Genomic DNA, 26,045 nt, shown 5'->3' on the forward strand with positions numbered 1-26,045 from the left:
TATTGTCACGGAAGACTGTGAAGAAATTGCCCACGCGGCTGATATTAACTGAATCTGTCCCCCCGCTTTGACCTCTGTAAAACCCTCCGAGACAATGATGAAGCGTTCAATTCGCCACTCCCTGCGATGGAGCCTCGTGGTAACGTTGGCCACCTTTCTAGGCACCGGCCCTGCCGCCGCTGGTTGGCTGCACCGTCACCTGTACGGCTCTCCAGGCGATCCTGTTTGTGCCCCCGCACCGATCTGCTGTGAGCCACCGGCCGAGCCCCTGTGCTGTGGCGAACCCGTTTATTCTCCTCCTGTGATCAACTGCTGCGAGCCTGACCCGTGCTGCGGTGGCGAAATGGTCGGTGCCGTGTCGTCGCCTGAAGACGCTTCGGCCTGGGGGCACACCGTTCTGCAAGAATCAGGTTCGGACGTCGATGCTGAGCCGGCAACGGACGCTGAGCACACGGCGCCAGAGCCTGATGCAAACACCGATAAAACGCCGGAATCAAACGAAGACGCCCAGAACCCCACGTCCACCACGGATCCTGCCTCGACGAATCAGGATGATGCGACAGACGTAACGGACGGTGACAGCGCCGCTGTGAATCCACCAGCACCCGAACCGAAGGCTCCGCCCGAGCCGAAGGCTCCGGCCGAGCCGAAGGCGGCTCCGGAACCACCAGCCCAGCCTGAACCGAAAGCCCAGCCCGAGCCACCAGCCCAGCCCGAGCCAGCAGCACAGCCTGAGCCGAAAGCCCAGCCCGAACCACCAGCCCAGCCCGAACCACCGGCTCAGCCCGAATCGATACCTCAGCCCGAACCGATGCCCGAACTGTTGCCGGAAACGGACTCCAATGCGGCGATCGACGATCTGTTTGGTGGTGCTGAGGGTTCCGAAATGGAATTGCCAGCGGAAGCTCCAGCGGTTGTCCCTGAGCCCGTTACTCCGCCAGCGGATACCGCGATCGACGACCTGTTTGGCGGACCCGATGAACTGGACATGACTGAGCCCGCCCTCGGCGACCTACCCCCGGCAGCCGAACCGGTGGAGTCAGAATCCATCGATGATCTCTTTGGTGCACCTGCCGAAGAGATCACCGCACCAGCGGAAATGCCCGCGCTGCCAGCGGAAGCGGACAGCGTCGACGATTTGTTTGGTAGCGATGGCGATGCCTTCGCACCTGAACCCGCCATGCCCGCTGACGACGCTGCTGGTGACGATCTCTTTGGTGAACCACTCGATCTCGACGCGGCGCCCGCAAGCGATTCGCCCAACGGTATTGACGACCTCTTCGGTAATCCGCCTGCTCAGCCCGAAGCGACGGAACCCGCCATGCCAGAAACACAGGACGATTTGTTCGGCGAGCCGCCCGCGGATGATGCCAACGAGGGTGCCTTGGATGATCTGTTCTCACTTTGGGGCGACGATACCGAGGTGGTCGACTCAGCCGCTGCAGTCGCTACTGCCGAGACACAACCCGCGCCGCAAGAAACTGCTGTCGTACCACAGGCAGTGGATACGCTCGTTGGGCTGGAGAACACCGAACCGCGAACTTGGGTCGATAACACTGGCGGTTTCCGGACCGAAGGTCGCTTGATCAAGATCGGTGACGATTATGTCAAGTTGCTCAAGAACAATGGCAAAACCTGCACGGTGCCTAAGAACCGATTGAGCGATGAGGACAGCGACTACGTGCAGTCGGTTTCCCATCGTGTCGCTTTGTTCGTGATGGCTACCCCCAGCCTGTAAGACTTGAAAAGTCTCCGACACTCAGCACTGCGAGCAAGTTATCTGCTCGCAGTGCTGAGCCGATTGTTAGTTGGGCCGACAGGCCAATTCGAGATCACGAGGGGCACCATTTCTGTGCCCTGAAATGTGGTGGGTCACTTGTCAACGCATGGGAAGCTGTGTTCACTTGTTGCTGGTGCGATAGTCCCCGGCACTTATGGTCTATACTTGATTTATTCGGTGATGACACTGCCCTCACCCAGTCCTGGGGAAGCTCATAGTGGAACACCGGGTGCTGTTGGCTTGTTCTTCTTGTTCGCTGTCGCTCCTGTCTTCGGCTTCAGTACGTTTTTGGTCACGTCGGCAATTGGGGCTGTTCGGCGAAAATGGGACCAATCAGTAGAAGATTAGAAGCCATCTCATGGGAGGAACGCGGTGATCGGCAACAGGAAATGCCACGTGATGCACTGGCGCGTCGAGCTCAAGGGGTAGCCGATAGTCTACCGTTTTTCCTAGGCGGGCAGGGTGTCGCCCATGCTTCGGATCTTCCGATGTCGAAGCGAACGGGCGAATCACACGAAGTACATTACGGCTGTTTCTGCACGAGGCGGCGTACCGCACATCTGCCACCACAGAGGGTCACCGCCGGATGTGTGAGTGTGTTGGCAATCCCGTGCCGGTTCACAGGGCACGTCTTTACAGCCGCACGCTGCGCCTTCCTCGCATTCCCGTAATTCGAGTTGAGGGCGACGAGGCAATCGTGCGATCGGTGGAAGAGTTTTCGGCGAAGTCAAAATGTCCGCCGCCCCACCGTCAAATTCCATGGGCTTCGGCATCTTTACGGAGTCATCTCGCTTCCCCTTGAATGTGCACCTTGACGTGTATGTTTTGTTTGTGTACCTTTGGGTGTAGATAGGAGGTTCGTCTTCTTGGGCGAGCTGACCTGCCGCGATCCCTGACGTTTCAGTCCCTCTACTGCGAGACCCCACTGCCATGCCAACGATCAACCTTCAATCCACTGTCGGCGAGCTCGTCCGCGCCGTCCCCAGTCGCGCTCGCCTCTTTGAATCGATGAAGATTGACTATTGCTGCGGCGGGAAGATTCCGTTGGCGGACGTCTGCGCGAAGAAACAGATTGCCCCGGATGACCTACTCAAAAAGCTGCAGGAGTCGGATGCAACATGCGGCGCCCAAGCCGTCGTTGACGCCGATACGATGAGTCTGACGGCGCTTGCCGATCATATCGAGCAGACGCATCACGCCTTCCTGCGCGAGGAATTGCCGCGATTGGATTTCATGACTGAGAAGGTCGCGCGTGTCCACGGGGAGCACGAACCACGATTGGCAGTGGTTCGCAAGGCGCTGGTGTCGCTCAAGAACGAACTCGAACCCCATATGATCAAAGAGGAACAGGTCCTCTTTCCGATCATTCGCCAGCTCGAGGCGTCTGCCGATCGACCCGAGTTGCACTGCGGTAGCGTTGCCAATCCGATTCGCCAAATGGAACACGAGCATGATCAGGCCGGCGATGAACTCGCCATCCTCCGCGACGCCACCGATGGGTTCGTTCCGCCGGAATGGGCATGCAATACCTACCGTGCGATGCTCGATTTACTCGAGCGACTCGAGGCTGACCTGCACCAGCACATCCACAAGGAAAACAACGTGCTCTTTCCCAAGGCGTTGCAGATCGAAGGCACCCCACATGCAACGCTTCGATGAAGCGACGGGCGTGACGCGGTTTTCAAACGTAGGATGGGACCATTGTCCCGTCCGAGCGATCTCCGCACGAAACGGTCGATGAATGGATCGCGCGGGGGCAATGTCCCGAGCGAGCAGAGGGGATCATCGGGCTCAACGCCCATTTCATCGAGACCCGACCCCTTTTTTGGGGGGCGAGATGGCTTGCCGATGACTGGCGGGGACCCATGATCCCCGCCTCACTTCTCCGTCTTTAACCCCGGCAACTGATAGCATTTCGCGATCGCTTGCCGCGCGTAATCGACTGATTCGGCGAGGACACGGGCAGCTTCTTGGCTGGCGTGGAACCCTTTGCTGTTCTCGCTAGAGATATAGTCGAGTCGCCACATGGCTTTGCGTTGCAGATCCCGAATCGGTTTCAATTCTTCCTCCGTCGCGCCCGCAGCTTGTGCGGCGATGATCGCATCGAACATTTCCATGGAAGCAGCGGCGGCGCGTTCGATGAGCGCACGGGTTCGATCTTGGATCAAATCCACCCGATCTTTGAGTTCTTGCTCCGGAAAATGGTGGCAGGTTTGGCAGGCTTTGTTGATGTTGGTCATTGGGCTACGCACCCAGTGGCTGCTAACCTTGGTGGCTCCGACCTTTTCGTAGGGCATGTGGCAATCACTGCAGCTAACGCCTGAACGGGCATGGATACCCTGGCTCCACAGTTCAAACTCAGGATGCTGGGCCTTGTAGACCTTCGTGCCGGTTTCCTTGTGAACGTAATCGTAGAACTCGCCACCGCCCTTGCCGTCAGCGTCGGTGGGGAATTCGGTTTCGTCCCATTCTTGTTCGAGATCTTCGACTTTCAGACCGTTGCTCCAGGGGTAGGTGAGCGTCATTTTGTTGGCACAGTAGTACTCGACGTGGCACTGTCCGCATACGAACGAGCGAAGCTCTTGCCGTGTTGCGTGCACGTTCGGATCGTAATTTCCCTTTGCGCCATCATCACGCCACTTTTGAATGCTCGGCAGGTGTGGAACGGGATCGTCGCTCTTGGCCAGTTTGTCGATACCGAGAATGAAACCGGGGCGAGTGACACGGATAGCCATCGTCGCGGGGTCGTGACAATCGATACAGGCGACGGGGTGGACATTGCCCAAGTGCGGATCGCCGGCTTCGGCATGGACAACTCCATCGGGTGTCTTCTCCAGTTCCGCATGAACGTCTTCATAATTCTGCTGGCTCACGGCTTGGAATCCCGCCATCACAGCGTCTTGGTTGAACGATTCCGCCAACATCGCCTCGGTCGGCTCGAGACCGGCTTCTTCCATCCCGATGCGCCGGTAGGTGGGGATAATTGAGGTATGGCAATGCAAACACGCCCCGGCCTGTTGAACTTCCGTCACGCGGGGGCTGACCTCTTGGTCGGTCAGCATGTGTGCATGCCCACGAGCTTCCCGATATTCGATGCTGAATGCGTAACCGGCGAACAATCGTTTCAGCCAAGGATGCTCGGCCAGCTTACTGGGAGGCAACGCATGGTTGCCACCATAGTCGGTGTAGTCATCGTCAACCGTTTTGAGGTAATCCTCGTATTGTTGAGGAAAGTTCAATCCCCATGGCGCGGGGTCCGTGCTGACCTCGTTCACCTCGACCACTCTCACGAAGGGCGTACGTGCTTCCTGTTTGCGTTCAAAGATATTGACCAACAGCAAGGCGACACCCACGGTTGCCAGGGCAACTAATCCTGTCAACAAAGCGAGCCATCCATAGCCACGTTTTTGTTCTGTACTCATGTGACGCAATAACTGGTGAGAGGGAGGAGAGAGTGTCGAAGAGCGAAGTTACCGAGCGGCATGGCCAACGTCGGCATGGCAGTGCACGCACGATTGCATGTCTTGACCGGCGACAGCGGGTAACAGGGGGTGAACAAAGTCTTTGTGGCAGGAGATGCAGGCATTTTGCGTCACCCGCTTATTCCGCGGCTTGATCTGGATGGGATCCTTGAAGTCGCCCATTGTGAAGGCCAGCGAGTGGAAGAAGCCATTGTCGGCTTTCGTCACCAGTTTGCCCAATAGATAGTGCGGCAGGTGGCAGTCATTGCACACCGCGACGGCATGATGGGAACTCTGCTGCCATGAGTCCATATGACCCTGCATCACGTGACAGTTAATGCACGTTTTCGGGTCATTGCTCATGTAGCTCGCACCTTTGCCGTAGCCGAAGGTGAAGAATCCCATTCCCACCAGCATTCCAACGCAAATGGAGAACAAGATCGCCCATTTGCTGAGGTGAAACGGCGGCGCAGTCTCGGCCACCGTCGAGCTGGGTTTCGGTTGATGCCCCATGGGTTCATTTTCCGACATGGAATACTTCCGAAAAGGAGATGAGAGAGCTCTTTATAGCTGGTGTCTCACACCGCTGAAATACCCGGGATTTCAAATCCTGGATTGTCAGCGTCTTTGATCAATGCGTTCGCTTCGTCCGCAAAATCTCCCGTGAACCGTTCGGTCGTCGGATCGAATGTCAGCTGTTTGCCCAGTTGGTATTCGGTGCTGTTTTCTGAGATGCCAACACCATCGCGCATGATCGTATGCAGCTTGTCAAAGTGCTGTGCCGCGTCTGCATTTTTGAAAACTTTGCCAGCATCGGCATTGAATGGGATCGGCTCGCCGAGCCGGTAGGAGTTGTTCATCAGGTGCCCGAGGACGCATCCGTAGTGTGCGTCCAGCGCATTCCCGTTGGCCATGTTCGGGTCACCGGCGCGAACGGCTGAGATGAACGAGTTCCAGTTCCCTCCCGGCGTCACGTGGCCTTGCGCCAGTTTCAATTTCTCTGGGCGTTTCGCACCGGGATGGAGAATCTGATAGTTTCCCTCGCCGGTGATGACGCTGCCGTCCTCGAGGTAGTACTCGTTGAAAACCTGATTCTGGTATCCCTTGTAATTCACATTGCGAACGTTGAAAAACACCATTTGACCATTGGGATACTCTGCGAATGAGAACATCGTGTTGGGCGTCTCTCCCTGATCGTCCCACTCGAATCGACCACCGATGGACATTGCGCGAACAGGGTGCGTTTGGTCATCGTCGATGGCCCATCGTGCCACGTCGAGTTGGTGAGTGCCCTGATTGTTGAGATCGCCATTGCCGGTTTCCCAAAACCAGTGCCAATTGTACGGGTGATAGTTGGCGTGGTACTGATCGATGACGGCGGGGCCCTTCCACAGATCCCAGTTCAGCTCAGCCGGGGGCGGCCCGGTGGGTTTGGTACCGATGCCGCCACGGGGCTTGCAGCAATATCCATAGGCGATCTTCAGTCGTGGCAGTTCGCCGGATTTCAACGCTTCATGGAGTCCGGCGATTCCCGCACTGCTACGGCGTTGGGTACCGTGTTGCACGACGACGCCATATTTCTTTTGCGCTTCAACGGCGACTCGCCCCTCACCCACATCGTGACTCATCGGCTTTTCGACATACACGTGTTTGCCGGCTTGGGCAGCCTGGATGGTGATGAGTGAGTGCCAGTGATTCGGGGTCGCAACCGAGATTGCATCGAGGCTTTGGTCGTCGAGGGCCTCGCGAAAGTCAGCCACTCCCTTCGTCGTCAGTGGGCCTTCGGATCTCTTTTCCAGCCCTTGCATACGACGCTGCAGCACATTGGCAGCGGGATCGATCACGTAGGCGATTTCCACGTTATCGGCACCCAACCAACCGCTAATGTGACTTTGGCCACGTCCATTCAGGCCCGCCACCGCGATCCGAACGCGATCGTTGGCACCCTTAATCCCTGCAGTTGCCTTCGTCCCCATGATGATAAACGATCCGCCCACGGCAGAGGTTGTCTTCAGGAACTGACGGCGAGTGGCGGGCGTTTGGGAGGGAATTGGCATGAGTGGATCTTCCATATGCGGTGGGAAATATGTGTTCAATGCAACGGGTCAATATACCACAGTCGCGGGCGCAAGGTTTGCAGCGGGATAATTCTGGACAGTGCTTGGTGGGGTGGATAGAATACCTTGCGTACCCAACGTTCTATGCCTATCGTTCTCCCATGCAGCTTGGATCCATCCTACCGAATCGCCGCCAAACGATTGCCCAATGGCAACGGGGTTTCATCCTGGTCGTTTGTGTTGCGATGCTGCCGCTGCCTGTGCCGAAGATGCACCGTCATGAGGAGATCGATTCACGCGGCGGGCTCGCCTGCCATTTGGTGAGGCAACATGATGTTGCGTTGCAGTTGGGGGCCGATTTGGGAGCCGGTGTCGAGGCGTGTGATGCCACATGCCACGATCCGACGCTCAACGAACCGCATTGGCATTTTGTATTGCCCGCCCAATACCGCGATGCGGGCGAATCCGAGGATGAAGTTCCTCCCGCTGAAAATGCGTTTCTCGCGTTTGCCGACGACGCGGCCACGACGATCACAGCTCCCCACCGCCAAGTCGTTGAGCTGGTTTGTCTCGTCTCGTTTGCGAGTTGCTACATCGAAATGTTCGATGACCGACCCGATCGGCTGGATCGGTGCAGACTCGCCGCGGATGCGGTGCAGGTTTCCCGCTGCGCGTGTTCTTGCGTCATGCAGTGCTAGGTTGAGTTTCGTTTGGTTTTGATGCTTGACGGTGTTACCGGTCGAGCCCGACGAAAACTCTTTTGAACAACCTATCCGATGAAACCCCGAGTTATCCTTGGCGCTATCGCTGCGCTCGCAGCCATGGGGCTTGCCACCTGGCTGTTGCTACCTTCGCCCGACCCGCAGAGCGGAACGCCTGATTTGCCTGAGAGCACGGCGGAGATCCGCTCGCATATCAGCGCGAAGATTGTTCGTCTGACGGATGCGAAGCGATCTGCCGCACAAATCCAAACCGAGTTGGTGCAGCGGCAATCGTTGCAGCTTTTCCGGACGCTGCCTGCACGTTTCGCGTACAACGACACGCGGCACGTGTCTGTCCGGTCGGCCAGCGAGGGGGTGCTCGAAGCGGTGTTGGTCAAGACGGGTGATGCGGTCGAGGCCGGTCAACCCTTGGCCACCCTTCGCAGCCCGACTCTCGGCGATGCTCGTAGCCGGATCTTGAATTGCCAAACACGATTGCAGTTGGCAGAAAAGGCGTTCCAGTGGGAGTCCGACTTGTATGGAGGGATCGAGCGTCTGACGCAGTTGATTCGCCAGGGCGAGCCGCCCGCATCCATCCGCGAAAAGCTGCAGGACCAAGTTCTCGGTGATGCCGGCGGACAATTATTGATGCAGTACGGGCGGTCTGAGCTCGCCGCTCGAATCGCCGACTCGGTGGGCAGCATCGCCGACAGTGGAGCAATCAGTGGCCGTATTATCCGAGAGCGCAGCACCGCACAGCAACAGGCGAAGGCGGAACTCGACGCGAGCATGGAGCAGACACTCTTTCAATCGAAGCTAGCCCGGGACAGCGCCGATGCGGCTGTCGAAGCGGCAAAACGCGATCTGCAGATCGCCAATCAGTCCCTTTCTACACTGTTGGGAGCAGCCGCGAATGAATCCGACACTCGGGATATTTCGCCGAACGATCCCGATTTATCAAGACTCACTATTCGCTCGCCACTGACCGGGACGGTGGAGAGCAAAGTGTATTCAGCGACCGAACGCGTCACTGCGCAAAGCGAATTATTTGTGATCGCCGACACCTCCACCCTGTGGGTCGAAGCGGACATCCGCAGCCGAGACTGGGATGCGGCCGAGGTTTCGCCAGGAGATACCGTGATGGTTTCGACGCCTTCGGTGAATGGGCCCCCGAGCGTTGCGACGGTGTACTACCTGGGCCGCGAAGTCGATCCGGCGTCGGGAGCCCTGCCCCTGGTCGCCGAAATCAGCAATGCCGCTGGCCGGTATCGCCCCGGCTTGTTCGCACGCGTCGCCGTGCCGACCTCAACACTCGACAACGTGATCGCGGTTCCAGGAGCCGCCGTGGTCGATCTCGACGGCGAACCGGCCGTGTTCGTGCAACGCGATGATGGTTTCCTGGCGCAGACGGTCGAATTGGGACAAGCCAATGACGAGCTTGTCGAGATTCGCAGTGGACTCGACGTGGGCGAGTCCATCGTTGTCACGGGAGCGTTCCTGCTCAAGAGCGAATTACTGCTCGGCGGGGAGGAGTGATTGAATGTTAAAAAAACTCATTGAATATTCGCTCGCGAATCGTTTCTTAGTCATCGTAGCGGCCTTCCTGGTGGCCGGCTTGGGCGTCCGCAGCGCCCTATTATTGCCGATCGATGCGGTGCCTGATTTGACCAACACGCAGGTCACCGTCATCACGGCCGCAGGATCACTGCCACCGGTCGAAGTCGAGCGTCAAGTCACCTACCCGATTGAATGGGCGATGGGAGGGCTGCCCAACGTGGAGGAAGTACGCAGCATTTCCAAATTTGGCCTGTCCGTGATCACGATTGTCTTCACCGAAGGCACCGACGTGTACTTTGCCAACCAGCAGGTGAACCAGCGTCTGCCGGGGGCGACGGCCAGCTTGCCCGCAGGATATGGGCCACCGGAACTCGGCCCGATGACGACGGCGCTCGGAGAGATTCTCCAGTTCGAAGTTCGCAGCGAAACTCGTTCGCCCATGGAACTGCGGACGCTGCTGGACTGGGAGATTTCACCTCGGCTGCGAGAGGTCGATGGCGTCGCCGAAGTGAATGTCATGGGTGGATTCTACAAAACGTTCGAAGTCAGACCGAATCCTGACGAACTGATGTACCAGGACCTCACGCTCGCGGAACTCTACGCGTGCATCGAAGCGGCCAATGCGAACGCGGGTGGCGGTTATGTGATTCACCATGACGAGCAACGGTTCATTCGCGGTGAGGCGCTTCTAAAAGGTGTTGACGATCTGCGTAATATCGTGATCCGTCGCAGCGAGAACGGTTCGCCACTCCTGCTGTCGGATGTGGCTGACGTTTCGATCGCCCCCATGCCGCGTCAGGGAGCGGTCAGTCGCGACGGCCGCGGCGAAGCGGTCACAGGCATGGCGATGATGCGCATCGGCGAGAATTCTCGTGAGGTCGTCAACCGCGTCAAAGCACGCCTCGACGAAGTTCAACGTACCCTGCCTGACGATGTCGAGATCGAGGTCATCTATGACCGGGAGGCGTTGATCGACCGGACACTGCACACGGTCATTAAGAATCTGCTCGAGGGCGGTGCGTTGGTGGCGATCGTCCTGTTGGTCACGCTCGGTAGTTTGCGTGCAGGCATCATTGTGGCCCTGGCCATCCCGTTGTCGATGCTGTTTGCCTCCAACCTGATGCTGCTGTTTGGAATCTCCGCCAGCCTGATGAGCCTGGGGGCAATCGACTTTGGATTGATTGTGGATTCCTCTGTCATCATGGTCGAAAATTGCGTTCGGCGTCTGTCGCAAAATCACGAAGGCAAGAGTCGCCTGGCCGTCATCCGCGATGCGTCGATCGAGGTTCGCGGTCCGACCATGTTTGGCGAACTCATCATTGCGGTTGTCTACGTCCCGGTTCTGTTGCTCGAAGGCACCGAGGGAAAGATGTTTCGGCCGATGGCACTGACCGTTCTTTTTGCCCTGTTTGGTTCCTTCATCCTGTCGATGACGCTGATGCCCGCATTGGCATCGCTCACGCTGCCCAAGGATCCACATGACCACGACTTGTGGCCGATTCGCATGTTGAAGAAAGTGTATCTCCCGCTGGTTCGCCGCGCCGTGGCGGCGCCCCTGGCCACGGCCGTGGTGGCGGCCTGCGTGTTCGCCATCAGTATCCCAGTCGCTCGCAACTTGGGCGCTGAGTTCATGCCGCGTTTAAATGAAGGTGACTTGTTGGTCGAAGCCGTGCGGTTGCCGAGTGCGACGCTCGAAGGCGCCGAACAGATGGCCCAAACAATCGAATCCGAACTGCTGGCGCTGCCAGAAGTCAAAACCGTGTTCACGAAGACCGGCCGGCCCGAAATCGCCAACGATGTGATGGGGGTCCATCAAAGCGACGTGTGGGTCATGCTGCACCCGCCCGCGCAATGGCCGGTCGCGAAAGATCGTGAGGAGCTGATCGGTGAGATCCAACAGCGACTCACCGATACCGTCCCCGGAGTCGCATTCGGGTTCACGCAACCGATTGAAATGCGAGTCGATGAACTCGTTGCTGGCGTGAAGGCCGACGTCGCCGTGTTGCTCTACGGAGACTCCTTGGAGATATTGGCCGCCAAATCGAAACAAATCGAGGCTGTTCTGCGGCGTGTTCCCGGTGCCGCCGACGTCAAAGCCGACGTCCAGTCCACGCTCGCGACACTCACCGTCGAACCGAATCGAAAGTCCCTTGCCCAGTACGGCATTGACGCTTCGCAGGTCATGGATGTGGTCGCAGCACTCGGCGGCAGGCCCGTCGGGGAAGTTCTCGAAGGTCGCTCACGGTTTCCGATCCAGGTGAGGTTGCCGCAGTCATGGCGAACGGATGTCAAGCAATTGGAACAATTGCCCGTCGCCCGAGCTGGCGGCAAACCCGTCCCGCTGCATGAAGTCGCGACGATTGTCCTGGAGCAAACGCCGCCTTCGGTCGAGCACGAAGACGGTCGGCGACGAACGTTTGTTTCCGCAAACGTTCGGGGACGCGATGTGGCTTCCTTTGTCATTGATGCCCAAGCATTGGTGGCCAGAGAGGTTCTCTTGCCCGCCAACTATGAACTTCGCTGGGGGGGCGACTTCGAGAATTTGCAGTCGGCCAGCCGGCGGCTGCTGATCATCACGCCCATCGTTCTGTTGGTCATCTTCCTCTTGCTGCATACGTCATTGCGGTCCGCTCGCTTGGCCTCGCTGATCTTCCTCTGTGTTCCGATCGCTGCGAGCGGCGGAGTGTTCGCCCTGATGCTCCGGGAGATGCCCTTCAGCATCGCCGCTGGAGTCGGGTTCATCGCTTTGTTCGGTGTCGCCGTACTCAACGGATTGGTTTGGGTCAGTGACGCCGAGCACCATCGCACGAGCGGCGTTGATGCTCGGACCTCGGCATTGAGAGCCGCCGACGATCGGCTGCGTCCCGTTCTCATGACGGCGATGGTGGCCAGCCTCGGGTTTTTGCCGATGGCGTTGTCGACGAGCGATGGGGCTGAGATGCAGCGTCCCCTGGCCACCGTGGTGATCGGAGGTTTGATTACCAGTACCCTCCTGACCTGTGTGGTGATCCCAGCGATCTATCCCTGGTTTGCCACGGACAAGGTGCCATCGGAGACGGAGACGGAACCGGCGTAGGCGCGATGAACCGGAGAGCATCGCAGCGGCGGGCATGACGAGTCACCACCGTCGTCAGAGGGTGGCTGGGCTGGCAATCATGCGGAGGGCCGTCCGGTGCCGACGCTCTTGCCGAGCGTGGCTGCCTGACGGGATTGCTCTGCGCAATTGCTCAGGCAATGATCTCATGGACGATGCGTCCGTGAACGTCCGTCAAGCGGAAATTTCGACCGGCATGTTGGAACGTTAAACGCTTGTGGTCGAGTCCGAGTTGGTGCAGGAGCGTTGCGTGTAGATCGTGCATGTGGACGCGTCCTTCGATCCCCTGAAAGCCAAATTCATCCGTCGCGCCGTGGGTGTATCCGCGTTCAAACCCTCCTCCGGCCAGCCAGACGGTAAATCCACGCGGATTGTGATCCCGCCCGGTGCCGTTGTTCTGTGCATAAGGCGTTCGTCCAAATTCACTGCCCCACCAAACGATGGTGTCCTCCAGTAAACCTCGCTGCTTGAGATCCTGGAGTAACGCGGCAATGGGCTGGTCGACGGCCTGCGCATGATCGGCGTGCTTGGGCAAATTGGAGTGTTGGTCCCAAGCCGGGTTGGCGGAGTTGTCGCCATAATTGACTTGAACGAACCGCACGCCCGCTTCACACAGCCGGCGAGCCAACAGGCAACGCTCTCCGTAGCGTTTCATGCGGGGATTGTTCAGGCCATACATCTCGTGGGTCTGCGCGGATTCTGTTGAGAAGTCCAGCACCTCTGGCGCCACACCCTGCATCCTCCACGCCAACTCGTGAGACTCAATCGCCGCTTCTAATTCAGCATCGTCATGGCTGCGTCGTTGCAACTGCAGCGAGTTTAGCTGTTGCAGGAGTTCGTATTGCTCTCGCTGCTTCCCCATCGGGAGGTCTGCGCGAGTCAAGCTATCAATGGACAAGGGACCGCTGCCGCCTGCATTGCCCAGTGCAGTGCCCTGGAATTGCGGCGGCAGAAAGGCGCTGCCGTAGTTCCTCGCTCCGCCGTTACCGACCGAAGGAGCGATCGAGACATAACCAGGCAGGTTTTGGTTTTCGCTACCCAAACCATACATCAGCCATGAGCCGAATGAAGGGCGGATGAAGTTGGTCGAACCGCAGTGCAAGAACAACGTGGCGGGCCCGTGAGCGACGCCGTCCGTGTGCATCGCGTGCATCATGCACATCTCATCAATATGTTCGGACATTCGCGGGAACAGGTCCGACGCCCAGCGTCCGGATTCGCCGTAGCGGTGAAACTCCCAGGGCGAGGGCATCAACCGATGTTCGGTCGGCCGCCCGGTCTTCGCCAACTGCCGCGAGTCGTCAAAGGTAAGCCGTTCACCATCGCGTTGAGCCAGTAGCGGTTTGTAGTCAAACGAATCCACCTGGCTGACGCCGCCCTGCATGAATAGAAAGATGATCCGTTTGGCTCGGGGGGGATGGTGTGGCGTTGGTGCGAGCTGTCCCGCCGGCGACGAGCCCCCCGGCGACGAGCCTGTTGTCGACGTGTCCGCTAACAGCGCCTGCGCCGCCAGTGCCCCGAATCCGCAGGCGGTGTGCTGCAGCATCTGTCGACGGCCAACATTGGGAAGATCCATGGTGGTTTCCTATTCGAGATAACGAAAATCAAGCGAGGCGAACATTGCGTGGACCAGGATGGTCATTCGATCATCATCTTTCGTGGCCGCCGCACTCTGCCAAAATTCAGCACACGCGGCCACTTCATCTCGCGTTGGTACGCGATAGAAACAGTCTCGGTAGAGTGCTTCGATCAACGCCTGATGATCCTGCAGATCGGTTCGTTTGCGAAAACGGTCGGCCGCCGCAGAGGCCCGGGCAACGACCCAAGGGTGATTCATCAACACGAGCGCCTGCGTTGCCACCGTACTTCGTGAACGCTGGCCAACGGAAACGCTCGGGTCTGCAAAATCAAACGCTTCAAAGAGTTCGGGTAACGAGTTCCGAAACACGGGCTGGTAGAGACTCCGGCGCGTCGAACGGTGTTGGTAATTATAATCCGCGTTGGTTCCCGGACGAATTGACGAGCCGCCAGGGGTTCTGTCCAACTCGCCGCTGACCGTCAACATCGCATCGCGTAGTTGCTCAGCCGACAATCGCCGTGTCTGCCCGCACCAATACAGCGTGTTCGCTGGGTCGATGCGTTCCTGCGTGGCGTCCGGTGCGCGGATCTGCCGGCGATAGGCATCCGAACGCACAATCGTGCGGACTAAATGTTTCGTTGACCAGCCGCTGCGAATCAACTCAGACGCTAACCAGTCCAGCAGTTCGGGATGCGTCGGATGGGTGCCGGTCGTGCCAAAGTTATTGACCGTTGAGACAATGCCCCGCCCCATCAACCAGCTCCAAACTCGATTCGCGTAGACTCGGGCAGTCAAGGGATTACGCGCCGAGCTCAGCCAGTGGGCGAGTTCGAGTCGACCGCTGGACTGTGGCGAAATCGACGGGCTCTCGCCGAGGGCGCTCAACACGCCGCGTGGCACAACCTCGCCCAAGTGATGGACGTCGCCGCGAAGATGAATGGCAATGTCCTGGGGTGGTTTCGTCTCGGTCAGCGTCAGGTAGCGAGGGCGTTTCTTCAGCTCCGCTCCCAACCGGGCTTTCTCACGCCCCAACTCATTGATTTTTTCTTGGGCCCGCGCCTCGGCGAGCTGTTCGGCCGACAATTCGCTCTGCTTCTTCGCACTGCCGACCGCTAGCGTCCCGGCCGCTACGGCTTCCACGGGCAAGAACTGGACGGCGTCGGCGATCACGTGTCCATCGGCGGAATCGTTGCTCACCAGGACAACCGCCTGCCCATCCTTCTCGAATCGATAGGTGCCCAAGGAGAGCCATACGTCGTCCTCAGGAGGAGCTTTCCGTTGGTTGATTCGCAGCTTCGATTCTCCGTCGGCACTCAACACACCAATCAACGCGTTGCTGGCCCGGTTCGAGCTAGCCGAGTAGGCTACCCGCACCACATACTCGCCCGGCGGTAGCGGCGGTGGCTCGAACGTCGCTGACTTTTCGCCGCGGCCCACCGCGCTGTCGTGCAGGTAGTTGGGACCAACGAAACGCCCCGCGTATACCGACTCGGTCCACTCGCCCACCAGGGTCGCGTCGTGACTATCGACAACGACTCCCGCCAGTTCGCTGACGGCGATGCTTCGCTGCTTCGCAACGGATCGACCTTTCCCGTCTTTCTTCGCCGCCGTGAGCTGTCGATTTATTTCTTCGAGGCGGGTCGCCAGCTGGTCAAAATAGGCGGTCTCGGTTTCTGATAACGGCAAATCCTGCTCTATCCACTGCGACACGTTGGAATGCTTCAACGCGACGGCGGAACTCATGATTCCCGCCAGCGCGTAGTAGTCGCGAGTCGGAATCGGATCGAACTTGTGATCATGGCATCGCGCGCAGCCAATCGTTTGGCCGAGAAATGCACGGCCGATGACTTCTAACTGCTCATCGATATAATCCATCTCCAGCTGTGCCTTGTCCTGTTGCTCCAGGTTCGTATTGCCCGTCGTTAAGAACCCCGTCGCGACCAATTGCATCTGTCGCTGCGTTAAGTCTCCGCTCTGCAGCAAATCACCGGCAACCTGTTCGCGAATCATCTGATCGAAGGGGCGATCCTCTGCGAAGGCTCTCACCAGGTAATCCCGGTATCGCCAAGCCTCCGGCAACACAAACCCACGCAGCGTGATAGACTCCGCATAACGAGTAACATCCATCCACTTGCGGGCAATATGCTCGCCAAAGTGAGGCGAATCCAGCAATCGATCGACCACCTCATCGTACTGCTCATTGTCGACTCGATCGTCTGTCTCAGGTGGTAGACCCGTCAGATCGAAATAGAGTCGACGCACCAGCACCTCCTGGCTCGCGGCAGGAACCGATTTCAGATTCGCAGCGTTCAACTTCCGATTGATCAATCGGTCGATGACCGACGCCCCCTCACCCTCAGGCACGTCGACATCACGAATCGCCTGATAGGCCCAGTGATCCTGAGCGTCCGCAATCTTCAACGCCGTTGTCGGCGGGATCCCCGCTCCCACGGCCTCCCGTGGGTCCTCTGCACCGTCACGGATCCAGTCGGAGAAATCTTGAATGATGTCCGAGGCCAATTTTCCGTCAGGAGGCATCTGCAGGTGAGGGTCTTCATAACGGATCGCTTGTATCAGCAAACTTCGATCCGGGTCGCCGATCACCACCGATGCTCCGGTATCGCCTCCCCGCTGCCAACCTTCACGCGAGTCCAGCAATAACCCGCCGCTCGCCTCCGTGTCCGCCGCGTGGCATTCCGCACAGTGCTCGATGAGTACCGGGCGAATCTTCGCTTCGAAAAAGTCAAGTCTGGTGGCTCGTTCAGCGGCGGCCGATGGCCCGTCAGCTTGGCCGAACACGCGTCCATGGGCGTGATTCACAAACGCGAAAAACGCACAGGATGCGACAATGGTTTTGAGGGAGGCATGCATCTTTCAGCAACGTGACGAAAGCGGGGGCGGGCTGCTCCATGTAGAGCAGTGGTGGCTCTCAATTGACCAGGACAGGTACGCGACGACGTATTCAAACGGCCGCTCGAGCTGCTGGCAATCGAAACAGCATACTGCATCAATCAACCCAATGCAAAAATGCGGCACTCTGAATGCCCATCCGCCCCACCGACACGCCTTCGCCGCCTGACGTAGGATCAATCTCGGAAGACAATGAGTTTTCGCATGACAAAGTTCATGACCGTCGCGGCACCAATGCAAACCACCGCGGCGAGTTCCGTGGCGAGTGCGAAATCGCTGATCAACCATCGACCGAGCTGGGCGCCGAAAAGATAGCTCAGTGTCGAGATGACGAAGAAGAGCGTGATTTCGGTAAACCGCGAGTGTCGTCCGGGCGTGAATACCCAGCGTGCGCTTAACCAATAGCTGAAGCCATTGGCCAATACAAATGCGGTGGTTTTGTTGACAACAAACCGGTAGGCGCGGACCTCGTCGCCCATGGCGGAGTCCAGGCAAGGCAGGACGCAGCTCGCGAGCAAATAGAACACGCTCAAGTCCACCGCCGCGGATAGGCCACCGGCGATACCGTAGCGGACCCACTGCCATCGTTTCAGTCCAGCGACTGCCGTAGCGAACGGAAGCGGTGACGCTAGCGATCCGTCTTCAGCAACATTCATGATGTCCTCTGTAATGAATTCCTAAAAGTCAAACCAAGCGCCCAATCCGATGTAAGATTCGCGTCGTTGGAAGAATGAGTATTGGCTGGTGGGTCCGTCGCTATATTGCAATCCGAAGCGAAGCCGACGCCCCGACTTCGGACCCTGGAAGGACCAACCAACCTGAAGCGTGGTTGAAACGTCGTAGTCGACCGCTTCACGAAAGTTCAGATTGACGGCAGCAAACGGCGCCCCAGCACGCGGCGATTTTGCGACGGGAGTGTATTCGGCACCTGTTTGAAATTGGTATCGTTTCGCGCCGCCGGAGGCACGAAATGCATTGGCAAACTCGCCGTAGAATCGAAACGCGTCGCTGGGCGAGTAGCTGCCCCCGATGAGCCATGATTCGGTCACGTAATTGATACGCTGGAAGGTCGGGTTGCGAACCAAGTACTCGTCGCCCACGTGGGAACTGATATGGAAGTAGCCAAACTTCATCGCCCAGGGACCGTTAGCGGCCGTGATTTCAGTCCCGAAGCGGTAGTCCATGGACTCCACATCTTCCGCATGCAAAATATCCAGTCGCGTGATGCTCGCCCCTTCGAGATCCCACTGGATGCCACTGGGATGCTTCGCCCCCGCGGTCCCGTATCGCAACAACCCAACGCGGCCGCCGACCGTGGCATCCCAAAAAACACCGCCGTTATTATCATTGAAAATCACCGTCGAAATCCGAGGCTCGTGCGGCCCTGCTAAATAGGAACGCCACAACAGTCCATCGGGTAGAAGATGCCAATCAAAAACGGTCTCACGGTCCTGTACGTGATACTCATCACCCTGACGCACACTCTGGCAGATGATTTCGCATTCCGTGTCCGTCTGGTCGAGAGCACGTTGATGGGCGAGGAAAAAGTGAGGCAGCTCATCGCCCGCAGCAGTTCGATCGATCGCGAGGCTAGCCACAAGCACCAGGACCCATGGCACCCACAGTCTCGCTGGACAGGAATTACGGTGAATGAGCAACTAGCGATTCCCCTCAGAAATCGTACGGGCGATCGAAACCGCCATCGGCTTCGCACCCGTTCGAGCCGAGGGAAGCCCCAGCGGAGACGAAGGGTTCACGAGTATTCGCTTCGCAAAGAACAAGTGTTCGTGCGCGTGTGAGCTCTTAAGATCGTGCGTCGATGCGATCGCGGTTCGAGTGCTATCAATGTCCTCGTCCGCCGTGATCACGATCAGGTCCGACGAATTCGCGACGAAGGCGACAAACTCATCTCGCATCTCTTGCGGAAAGTACACGACGCGGCGCCGATCAATCTGCAATTTGATCCCGTGCGGTTTTTCGACGAAGAAGACAATCCGACATTCCGGATACTTTGCCGCCGCAAATTTCGTCTTCACATACAGTGACCGTGTGGTGGCGATTGTTGGCAGTAACTGTACCGACGCGATCATCAGTATCGCGACGGCCAAGCATGCGGTGCCTGCCCACGCCTTCATCGACGACGCGAAGGGCCGATTCCAGTGCCATACGATGACACCCGCAATGACGGTCAGGCATAGGATGGTAGGGGCCGTGGCAAGGGTCATGCCCCCCATCCATGCATCCACGCTTGCGACGATGACACCGCTCATCGTCAAGATAAGCGAAGCTCGTTTGGGAAACGGCTTCAAGTGAGTCGTCACCCCACCCTCGGATGGGCAACGCAACACGGTTTGGTCCAGCATCACGCCAATGATCAATGCCAGGAATGGGATCGCTGGCAAGATGTAGGTTGGCAACTTGCAACTCGCCATCGAGAAAAAGAGCAATACCCACGCGGCAGCACAGAACAAGAACCCAAGGTCTTGCGATCGCAACCGCCGTTTCCGATCGGCGCCGCTGAACAGGAACGCAGCCGCCGACGGGAGTAACAATGACGCGGGATACATGCTCCCAAAGACGATCGGCACGTAGAACCAGAAGGGCTGCTGGTGATTTGAACCCTGGGTAAACCGTTTGAGATTATGTTCTAGAAAGAAGTGGTCAACGAACTCGGGATTGAACCGGATGACCGCGATATACCAGGGCACACAAACCAAGATCATGGGCACGACGAACGCCACCCAATGCAACATTCGCGTTCGAGTTTGATCGCCACGCAGCCAACCAATCACGATCAATGGCGGTGCGCAGAGCACGAGTGCCACGGGGCCCTTGGTCAAAACACCCAGGGCACATGCGATCCCTGACACCATCCACCACGCCCAGCGATGTTGCTGTTCTCGAACGGCGATATAGCCCGTCAGAAAGCACAGTGTCGTGAAGAATGCGAGCAATGCATCGAGGATCAAGAAACGTCCCGCGAGCATGAAGCCACCGCAGAGTGCCAATGACAGGGCGCCGAGCCATGCGCCACGAGTGCCAACGATCCGACGTCCCAAACCGAATGTGATCAGGATGGTCATCAGTGCGGAGATCACCGATGGCAATCTCGCCGCAATCTCATTGACGCCCAGCACACTAAAACTCAGCGCCGTCAACCAATACATCAGCGGTGGTTTATCAAGATAGGGCTGGCCATCGAGCATCGGGTTCACCCAGTCTCGGGATGCATGCATGCCGAGGGCAATCTCCGCGTACCGAGTCTCGTCTGGTTCGATCAACGGATAGGATAAGTTCGGCAACAGAATACACAGAGACGCGACAATTAAGGCGATCCAAGCGAAATTCGATTGCCGACGTGACCAATCGTCCCCAGGGGATGTCGGTTGCGACATCGTGGCGGGAAATAGTTGATCATTCCACCATCGCCGCAGTTGGGATTTATAAGGAAAAAGCATAGGATCACACCGGCCGATAGATTAGTCGACGAAGCAAAAACAAAGCGGCCGCAACGAAGATTGCATTGGCGATCCAAACGCCCGCGGAAGAAATTCGTCCATCTTTCGCCATGTCGAGTGTCAGTGCGAATATGGGGTAGTAGACGAGCACGGTCGGTAGGAAAACCACGCCGAAGGTCGTCATGGTGTCGGACGCTTTCATCCGGATCGCCAGCGGAATACCGATCATCGACATCGCCAAGCACGTGAATCCACTCGCCCAACGTCGCTGCATCTCGGTACCGAGACGATGTAGTCGCTGGCGACTCTGGGTGACGCCTGCGTTGTGTTGGACGGTCTTGGCATCCATCAGTCGGTCCGGGCGCGATGTCAATAAACTGAATCCAACATTGACCGCCATCGCATGCTCGCGACGTAGCAAATCTTCTCGCTGCTGAAGCGCGGCCATCGGCAAATCTCGCATCGGCATGTGAGAGGGATGGGCCGTCAGCAAGGTGTCCTGAGGCGCAACCGCTAGCGGTATGGTTTGTACAAAAGTGTGCGGGAATTGAAAGGATGCGGAGTTGCCAACCGTTGCCGAACCGTCCGTGATGCGAAATTCAAGTGTCTGATCTTGGTCTTGATAGGCCATCTGAGCACTGCGGGCGACGATCGTTACCGGCTCGGAGTTCGGGCGATTGATCTTGATTTGAGGTTCGATCAGATCGCGGCCTTCGACGCCGCGGACGGTGATCGAAAAACCGCTATGTTGAAAGCTGCGTTCCCGTTCGAGCACTTTGTATGCAATGTTTTCGACCGATGACATGACAACACGCTCGATACCGTTGAAACCCCATGTGAAGGCGACGTTAATCAGACCGACTGTGGCGACGCTTAACATGCTCGTCAATACAATCGCGGGCAAAACCGAGGGCAACAATGAAACTCCCACCGACTGCATCGTGATAAATTCATTGTCCGCTGACATGCGTCCATAGACCGAACAGACGCTAAAGAGTGCCGTTCCTGGCACTGCCATCGAAAGAGCATTCGGAAGCGTATAGGGAATCAAACGCAGGATGCTCATCAACCCCAGGCCCTGATTCATCGCTTCTCGAGCTACTCCAATCAACATGACGAGCATGGTGATGACGATCAGCGACGTGAAAAACATGAGCACGATATCAAGGACGATTCGCCGCTGGATGCGTGTCAACATGGCATTGTTTGATGTCGTATCTCGGATTCCAATGATTCCGCCATCGAGAACATCGTATGAATCTCTTGCTCGTTTCCACAATCAAAACGACGTGCACCGAGTCGTGGAAATCGCAGCAAGTCGATGGCAGTGGCCAACAACCGTCGAAGCCGGGTGAGGTGATCGATCATCGGACCACCTGCTGCTTCTGTGCGATTTGTGGTATCGCCTCGGGTGCGTTGACGCGATAGATCAACGCCGTGCCACGTCGACCCAGTTCGGTAAGTTTCGATCCCCGCGGCAGTTGCTCGTGAATTTTGTCGCTGCTGACCTTCTGCTCGACGACGAGCAGGCATTGAGGGTTTTGACGCACAAACTCGGTGAATCGAGCATCTTTGGTATTTGCGAAATTTGGAATGTTGCTGCGGTCGAGATAGAACGGCACCTCGGAAAACTCATGCGCGATTGTCGCAATCGCAGGCGTCGAGGAAACCGCCAATTGCTCATTCAGTGGTGAAGAATCTCCAAAGAGCGTCTGGGCTCGGCTGTACGACGGAACCATGTGGTGCATCACCATCACGGCAAACACGAATGCTACGGCGGACGACGTGATCCAGGCCATCTTCGCTTGATGGCGATCGCTGAGTAACAGCAGTGAAGACATCAGCAGGCTGGTCCACAGCATGGCCCATAAGTAGGTGACGACAGAAACATTGCTTTGCGTCAGCACAACGAAGATGACAAACCCAAATCCCGCCAGGCACGTGGTCGCTGTTGCTGATCGAGCCGACCAGAATCGTGCGAACCAATGGTTGAAAGACCCGGAGGACTCATGGAGCAGTTGATCCAAATAGTGAGCGATCATCAGTGCTAAGGCCGGAGCGGCTGGCAACAGGTACGTCGGCAGCTTGCAACTCGATAGCGAAAAGAAGGCAAACAGCCATCCGCTCCAAAGCAGCAGGAATCCAATCAACGGTGGTCGGGCGTGGCGGAAGTTCTCGCCACGGCCGAATAGGAACCGTACATACGGAATCGTCAGAAAGGACCATGGGTGTCCTGCAATCAGCAATACAGGAATGAAATACCAAATCGGTTTGGGATGGAACTCACCGGCAAATCGCCGCACGTTGTGCGTGACCAAGAATTCCCAGACAAAGTTTGCATCATATGAGCTGACAATGACGAACCACGGCAGGACGATGGCGGACGCCACTGCTCCGATGATTCCGTAGTGCCACCATCGAGGCTTGGAGAATGATTCCGTTAGCCACGCCATCGCGAGGACAGGCGGCAGCCACAGAACCAGTGCCAGGGGCCCCTTGGTCAAGAACGCGAACCCGATCAAAACACCCGACAGAGTCCACCACCCAAGCTTCACTCGCTGCGTTTTGATTGCTTCATAGGCAGTGAAGAGCGATAGCGAAACAAACAATGCGAGCACGCCGTCGAGCAATAGATAGCGACTGGTGAACGCAAACCCGACCGATAACAAGAGCACCACACCGGCCAGCAAGCCGATTCGGCTGCCAAAGTTCCGGGTACCAAACCACATCGTCGCCGCCAGCGTTGACAACGCCGCCAGGGCGGGTACGAGACGCGCCGAGAATTCACTGATTCCAAATAGTTGGAAACTGATCGCACACAACCAATACAGTAGCGGCGGCTTGTCGTAGTAGGTCTGAAAGTTCAGTTGCGGCAATACCCAATTTCCAGTCGCCAGCATCTCACGAGGAATTTCGGCATAGCGGGTTTCATCGCGATCGATCAGCGGGTAGCTCAGGTTGGTGAACATAAAGATCGCGGCGACGATCAACAGAGCAATCTGTAGTACCGAAATCCGGTTCCAACCGCTGGCTAGGCTCGTGATGACGCCGCCTCGCGCCGCGTCTTGATGCGCCTGTGGGGCAGCGGGAGTCGCAACGGACGCCGCGGGGAACTGAACCTGGTTCCACCAGAACCGTGCCAGACTCGCGAGCACCTTGGGGATGTGGTGAATCGACACGGTGCTCTCGCCCGCGGTTCGCGGACGATGCGACACACCGACCTCCACCAAACTGCGCCCCTGCTGTTTCGCTTGCACCAGCAACTCGGAGTTGACTAGGAATCCACTGCCGGTGATGTTCAAGTTCTTCACGACGTCGCGATGAAACACCTTCAGTGCGCAGTCAACGTCACGAACCTCGGTTCCCAACAGGGTTCGCACCATCATGTTGTAGACCCGCGAATAGAGACATCGCAGCGGTGTGTCTTTGCGGTCGATCCGGTAGCCGCACACCACCTCGTAACGCTGCGACAGGAGCATGAAGCGATCGAGTTCCGTTAAATCGAACTGGCAATCCGCGTCCGTGAAAGCGACCAAGTCCATCGATGCCGCAGCGAAGCCGCTCCGCAGTGCCGCGCCATAGCCCTGGTTGGGCGAGTGACGGACAAGCTTCACCGCTGGATTGTCGGCGGCCATTTGTTCCACCAAGTCTGCGGTTCCATCAGTGCTGCCATCATCGACCACAATGATTTCATAGGTGTCGGTGATACCACGCAGGGCCGTGTCGGCTTCGTGGATGGCGGTCGTGATGATCTCGCATTCATTCCAGGCCGGAAGGACGAGCGACAGCGAATGTTGTTTTGAGTCAGTACGAAGTGAAAGCGGGTGCATCCATGCACTCCCTATTTACGAAAGGGTTAGTAGTTTTGCGGAGAGTAGACGCGATTCACTTCGCGTCGCAACCCCGAATTGCGAATTGTTCAGTAATTGGGGCAATCGGGAAATCACGTAGTTGCTTCGTCATTTTTCGCCTTTCGCAATCCATTCGTGGACCTGCGAGCGAGCCTCAAACGATTCATAGTCGCGGACGCTGATGCCGAATGTGTCGTGGCATAGGTGCGCTGACCACGTCGGCCACGGCGACCATTCACTACGACTCGATGCCAGCACGTTGGTCGGCAACCAAACCTGCTGCACCAGGAGAATCAGTATCGCCAATCCGGTGGTAGCCGCCACACTTCGCAGGCGGTCGGCGGGCCGCGAGGCCCCGGCCAGCAGAATCAGGCGATCGCAGCGTTTTAGCAGGGCGCTCTTCTTATTCCCGAATGCGAGCGTGCCTCGGGGCGCGGCCGCTCGTGAAGGATTCCCCGAACATTCGGCTACCTTCGCCAACGTGCGCAAATAGGCACTGATCTTGCCTGACGTGGTGGCGGCGATCTCATCACAGAGATATTCGCGAGTTAAATGCGCACCGCCTGCAGCGATCCACATCAGGGGGTGGAACCAGAAAACGGTCGAACACACTCCTTGCAGGAAATGCTGCATGGGATGTTGCGTCCGCAAGTGCGAGATTTCATGCAGCAGCACATGCCGCAGAGTTGTTTCGTCTTCTTCGATCAGTTCTTGCGGCAGCACAATGGTCGGTCGATGCAACTGCCAGCAAAACGGGCCATGGATCTTGTCGGAAACCAACAGGCGTGTGTGGGGCGCGAATTCCAAGTCGAAGCGAGTCCGCCATGTTTCCACGTCCAGTTCAATGCATCGGTGGCGGAGAAATTGGCTCAACTGAACGCTCAACCAAAGACGCTGCAACACCAGCACCACGACGCCCAGCGACCAGGTCATCGCCAACAGGGTCGCGATGATGGTCTGCCAGTTCAAAATCTGGAGCTTGATGTGTGAGTTGGCTGAGAGTGGGAAATCAAATAGGCGGCGATGGGGCAACAACACGCCAGCGGCAATCAGGCCGAGGATGCCCACAAAGCAGAGTGTCCACAAGCGGCATCCGGCACGCGCGTCGCCCAACCATCGCTGCAGGCAGATCGTTGCCGTCACCACCACCGCGAGTTGCATGCACAGCGAGGTGGCCACTTCGAGGCCCTGCGTCGAGTCCATTATGAATCCTCCATTGCGGCTGCTGCCTTCTTAACCGCCTCGATGTCTTCCGGTGAAACCGCTGATGACTGGATCAAACTCAGCACGAGTGAGCGTGCTGATCCGCCGAATAATTGGTCCATCAACGACCTTAGCATCCCGTCGCGAACCTGTTCTCTCGAAACCTTGGGGGTGTACGTGAACGCTCGCCCGCGTTTCTCGCCGCGGCAGAGGAATCGTTTCCCTTCGAGTATTTTCATCGTCGTCATCACTGTGGTGTACGCCAAATCGCGATCGACGGCATCAACGACATCGTGAACGGTGACACATTCTTTCGCCCACACGACATCCATGACTTCGGCTTCGCATTTGGTCAATTCCATGTGCTGTTTCATTCCACGTGGCATAACATCAA

General features: G+C 57.6%; 17 protein-coding genes. 5 read left to right on the top strand and 12 right to left on the bottom strand.

The window, feature by feature from the left end; translation table 11 throughout:
* Window positions 1–97 precede the first annotated feature (97 nt).
* Entirely contained in the window at window positions 98–1,738 is a 1,641-nt protein-coding gene (locus SH410x_RS17455; protein ID WP_473669336.1) for an SHD1 domain-containing protein, read from the top strand.
* Between the two features lie 972 nt (window positions 1,739–2,710).
* Window positions 2,711–3,439 carry an iron-sulfur cluster repair di-iron protein gene (gene ric / locus SH410x_RS17460; RefSeq protein ID WP_473669338.1) on the top strand — a complete coding sequence of 243 codons (729 nt, stop codon included), beginning with the start codon at window positions 2,711–2,713 and terminating at the stop codon, window positions 3,437–3,439.
* 218 nt (window positions 3,440–3,657) lie between these two features.
* Here ric and SH410x_RS17465 read toward each other — a convergent pair whose 3' ends face one another.
* Genes SH410x_RS17465 through SH410x_RS17475 form a run of 3 tightly spaced genes read right to left on the bottom strand, consistent with a single transcriptional unit; the run spans window position 3,658 to window position 7,298 of the window.
* The gene (locus SH410x_RS17465) at window positions 3,658–5,202 is read right to left on the bottom strand and encodes an ammonia-forming cytochrome c nitrite reductase subunit c552 (RefSeq protein ID WP_473669340.1); all 1,545 of its coding nucleotides are present in this window, start codon (window positions 5,200–5,202) and stop codon (window positions 3,658–3,660) included.
* A 48-nt stretch (window positions 5,203–5,250) separates the two neighbouring features.
* A complete protein-coding gene (gene nrfH / locus SH410x_RS17470; RefSeq protein ID WP_473669342.1) occupies window positions 5,251–5,772 on the bottom strand; it encodes a cytochrome c nitrite reductase small subunit in 522 nt (173 codons plus the stop codon).
* A 47-nt stretch (window positions 5,773–5,819) separates the two neighbouring features.
* The gene (locus SH410x_RS17475; protein ID WP_473669344.1) at window positions 5,820–7,298 is read right to left on the bottom strand and encodes a Gfo/Idh/MocA family protein; all 1,479 of its coding nucleotides are present in this window, start codon (window positions 7,296–7,298) and stop codon (window positions 5,820–5,822) included.
* A gap of 161 nt (window positions 7,299–7,459) precedes the next feature.
* Between SH410x_RS17475 and SH410x_RS17480 the strand changes: the two genes are divergently transcribed.
* From SH410x_RS17480 to SH410x_RS17490, 3 genes are all read left to right on the top strand, one after another.
* Window positions 7,460–7,996, top strand: a complete 537-nt coding sequence (locus SH410x_RS17480) for a hypothetical protein (RefSeq protein ID WP_473669346.1) — start codon at window positions 7,460–7,462, stop codon at window positions 7,994–7,996.
* Window positions 7,997–8,074: 78 nt separating this feature from the next.
* A complete protein-coding gene (locus tag SH410x_RS17485) occupies window positions 8,075–9,535 on the top strand; it encodes an efflux RND transporter periplasmic adaptor subunit (RefSeq protein ID WP_473669348.1) in 1,461 nt (486 codons plus the stop codon).
* 4 nt (window positions 9,536–9,539) lie between these two features.
* The gene (locus SH410x_RS17490; protein WP_473669350.1) at window positions 9,540–12,632 is read left to right on the top strand and encodes an efflux RND transporter permease subunit; all 3,093 of its coding nucleotides are present in this window, start codon (window positions 9,540–9,542) and stop codon (window positions 12,630–12,632) included.
* A gap of 151 nt (window positions 12,633–12,783) precedes the next feature.
* On the opposite strand, the gene SH410x_RS17495 is transcribed toward SH410x_RS17490, so the two are convergent.
* The 9 genes from SH410x_RS17495 to SH410x_RS17535 all read right to left on the bottom strand — a co-directional run bounded on the left by SH410x_RS17495 (window position 12,784) and on the right by SH410x_RS17535 (window position 26,013).
* Window positions 12,784–14,226 carry a DUF1501 domain-containing protein gene (locus tag SH410x_RS17495; RefSeq protein ID WP_473669352.1) on the bottom strand — a complete coding sequence of 481 codons (1,443 nt, stop codon included), beginning with the start codon at window positions 14,224–14,226 and terminating at the stop codon, window positions 12,784–12,786.
* Window positions 14,227–14,235: 9 nt separating this feature from the next.
* Complete coding sequence (locus tag SH410x_RS17500) at window positions 14,236–17,100, bottom strand: DUF1553 domain-containing protein (RefSeq protein ID WP_473669354.1); 2,865 nt, start codon at window positions 17,098–17,100, stop codon at window positions 14,236–14,238.
* Window positions 17,101–17,315: 215 nt separating this feature from the next.
* Window positions 17,316–17,795 carry a GtrA family protein gene (locus tag SH410x_RS17505; RefSeq protein ID WP_473669356.1) on the bottom strand — a complete coding sequence of 160 codons (480 nt, stop codon included), beginning with the start codon at window positions 17,793–17,795 and terminating at the stop codon, window positions 17,316–17,318.
* Between the two features lie 21 nt (window positions 17,796–17,816).
* The gene (locus SH410x_RS17510) at window positions 17,817–18,797 is read right to left on the bottom strand and encodes a DUF1207 domain-containing protein (protein ID WP_473669358.1); all 981 of its coding nucleotides are present in this window, start codon (window positions 18,795–18,797) and stop codon (window positions 17,817–17,819) included.
* Window positions 18,798–20,534, bottom strand: coding sequence for an ArnT family glycosyltransferase (locus SH410x_RS17515; RefSeq protein WP_473669360.1), 1,737 nt, complete (start codon window positions 20,532–20,534; stop codon window positions 18,798–18,800).
* A 67-nt stretch (window positions 20,535–20,601) separates the two neighbouring features.
* Window positions 20,602–21,795, bottom strand: a complete 1,194-nt coding sequence (locus SH410x_RS17520; RefSeq protein WP_473669362.1) for an LptF/LptG family permease — start codon at window positions 21,793–21,795, stop codon at window positions 20,602–20,604.
* A 166-nt stretch (window positions 21,796–21,961) separates the two neighbouring features.
* A complete protein-coding gene (locus SH410x_RS17525) occupies window positions 21,962–24,427 on the bottom strand; it encodes a glycosyltransferase (RefSeq protein ID WP_473669364.1) in 2,466 nt (821 codons plus the stop codon).
* Between the two features lie 129 nt (window positions 24,428–24,556).
* Window positions 24,557–25,651: a M56 family metallopeptidase gene (locus tag SH410x_RS17530; protein ID WP_473669366.1), complete on the bottom strand. Its 1,095-nt coding sequence runs from the start codon at window positions 25,649–25,651 to the stop codon at window positions 24,557–24,559.
* Window positions 25,651–26,013, bottom strand: coding sequence for a BlaI/MecI/CopY family transcriptional regulator (locus tag SH410x_RS17535; RefSeq protein ID WP_473669368.1), 363 nt, complete (start codon window positions 26,011–26,013; stop codon window positions 25,651–25,653). Before SH410x_RS17535 ends, SH410x_RS17530 begins: the two co-directional genes overlap by 1 nt.
* Between the last annotated feature and the right edge of the window lie 32 nt (window positions 26,014–26,045).

The organism is Rhodopirellula sp. SH410 (assembly GCF_055811895.1).

Bases quoted from the DNA above. Each gene is read 5' to 3' on its own strand.
- nrfH (WP_473669342.1), bottom strand. From the start codon at position 5,772: ATGTCGGAAAATGAACCCATGGGGCATCAACCGAAACCCAGCTCGACG.
- SH410x_RS17490 (WP_473669350.1), top strand. From the start codon at position 9,540: ATGTTAAAAAAACTCATTGAATATTCGCTCGCGAATCGTTTCTTAGTC.
- SH410x_RS17500 (WP_473669354.1), bottom strand. From the start codon at position 17,100: ATGCATGCCTCCCTCAAAACCATTGTCGCATCCTGTGCGTTTTTCGCG.
- SH410x_RS17465 (WP_473669340.1), bottom strand. From the start codon at position 5,202: ATGAGTACAGAACAAAAACGTGGCTATGGATGGCTCGCTTTGTTGACA.
- SH410x_RS17530 (WP_473669366.1), bottom strand. From the start codon at position 25,651: ATGGACTCGACGCAGGGCCTCGAAGTGGCCACCTCGCTGTGCATGCAA.
- SH410x_RS17535 (WP_473669368.1), bottom strand. From the start codon at position 26,013: ATGGAATTGACCAAATGCGAAGCCGAAGTCATGGATGTCGTGTGGGCG.
- SH410x_RS17525 (WP_473669364.1), bottom strand. From the start codon at position 24,427: ATGCACCCGCTTTCACTTCGTACTGACTCAAAACAACATTCGCTGTCG.
- SH410x_RS17515 (WP_473669360.1), bottom strand. From the start codon at position 20,534: ATGTCGCAACCGACATCCCCTGGGGACGATTGGTCACGTCGGCAATCG.
- SH410x_RS17475 (WP_473669344.1), bottom strand. From the start codon at position 7,298: ATGCCAATTCCCTCCCAAACGCCCGCCACTCGCCGTCAGTTCCTGAAG.
- ric (WP_473669338.1), top strand. From the start codon at position 2,711: ATGCCAACGATCAACCTTCAATCCACTGTCGGCGAGCTCGTCCGCGCC.
- SH410x_RS17485 (WP_473669348.1), top strand. From the start codon at position 8,075: ATGAAACCCCGAGTTATCCTTGGCGCTATCGCTGCGCTCGCAGCCATG.
- SH410x_RS17455 (WP_473669336.1), top strand. From the start codon at position 98: ATGAAGCGTTCAATTCGCCACTCCCTGCGATGGAGCCTCGTGGTAACG.
- SH410x_RS17495 (WP_473669352.1), bottom strand. From the start codon at position 14,226: ATGGATCTTCCCAATGTTGGCCGTCGACAGATGCTGCAGCACACCGCC.
- SH410x_RS17480 (WP_473669346.1), top strand. From the start codon at position 7,460: ATGCAGCTTGGATCCATCCTACCGAATCGCCGCCAAACGATTGCCCAA.
- SH410x_RS17505 (WP_473669356.1), bottom strand. From the start codon at position 17,795: ATGAATGTTGCTGAAGACGGATCGCTAGCGTCACCGCTTCCGTTCGCT.
- SH410x_RS17520 (WP_473669362.1), bottom strand. From the start codon at position 21,795: ATGTTGACACGCATCCAGCGGCGAATCGTCCTTGATATCGTGCTCATG.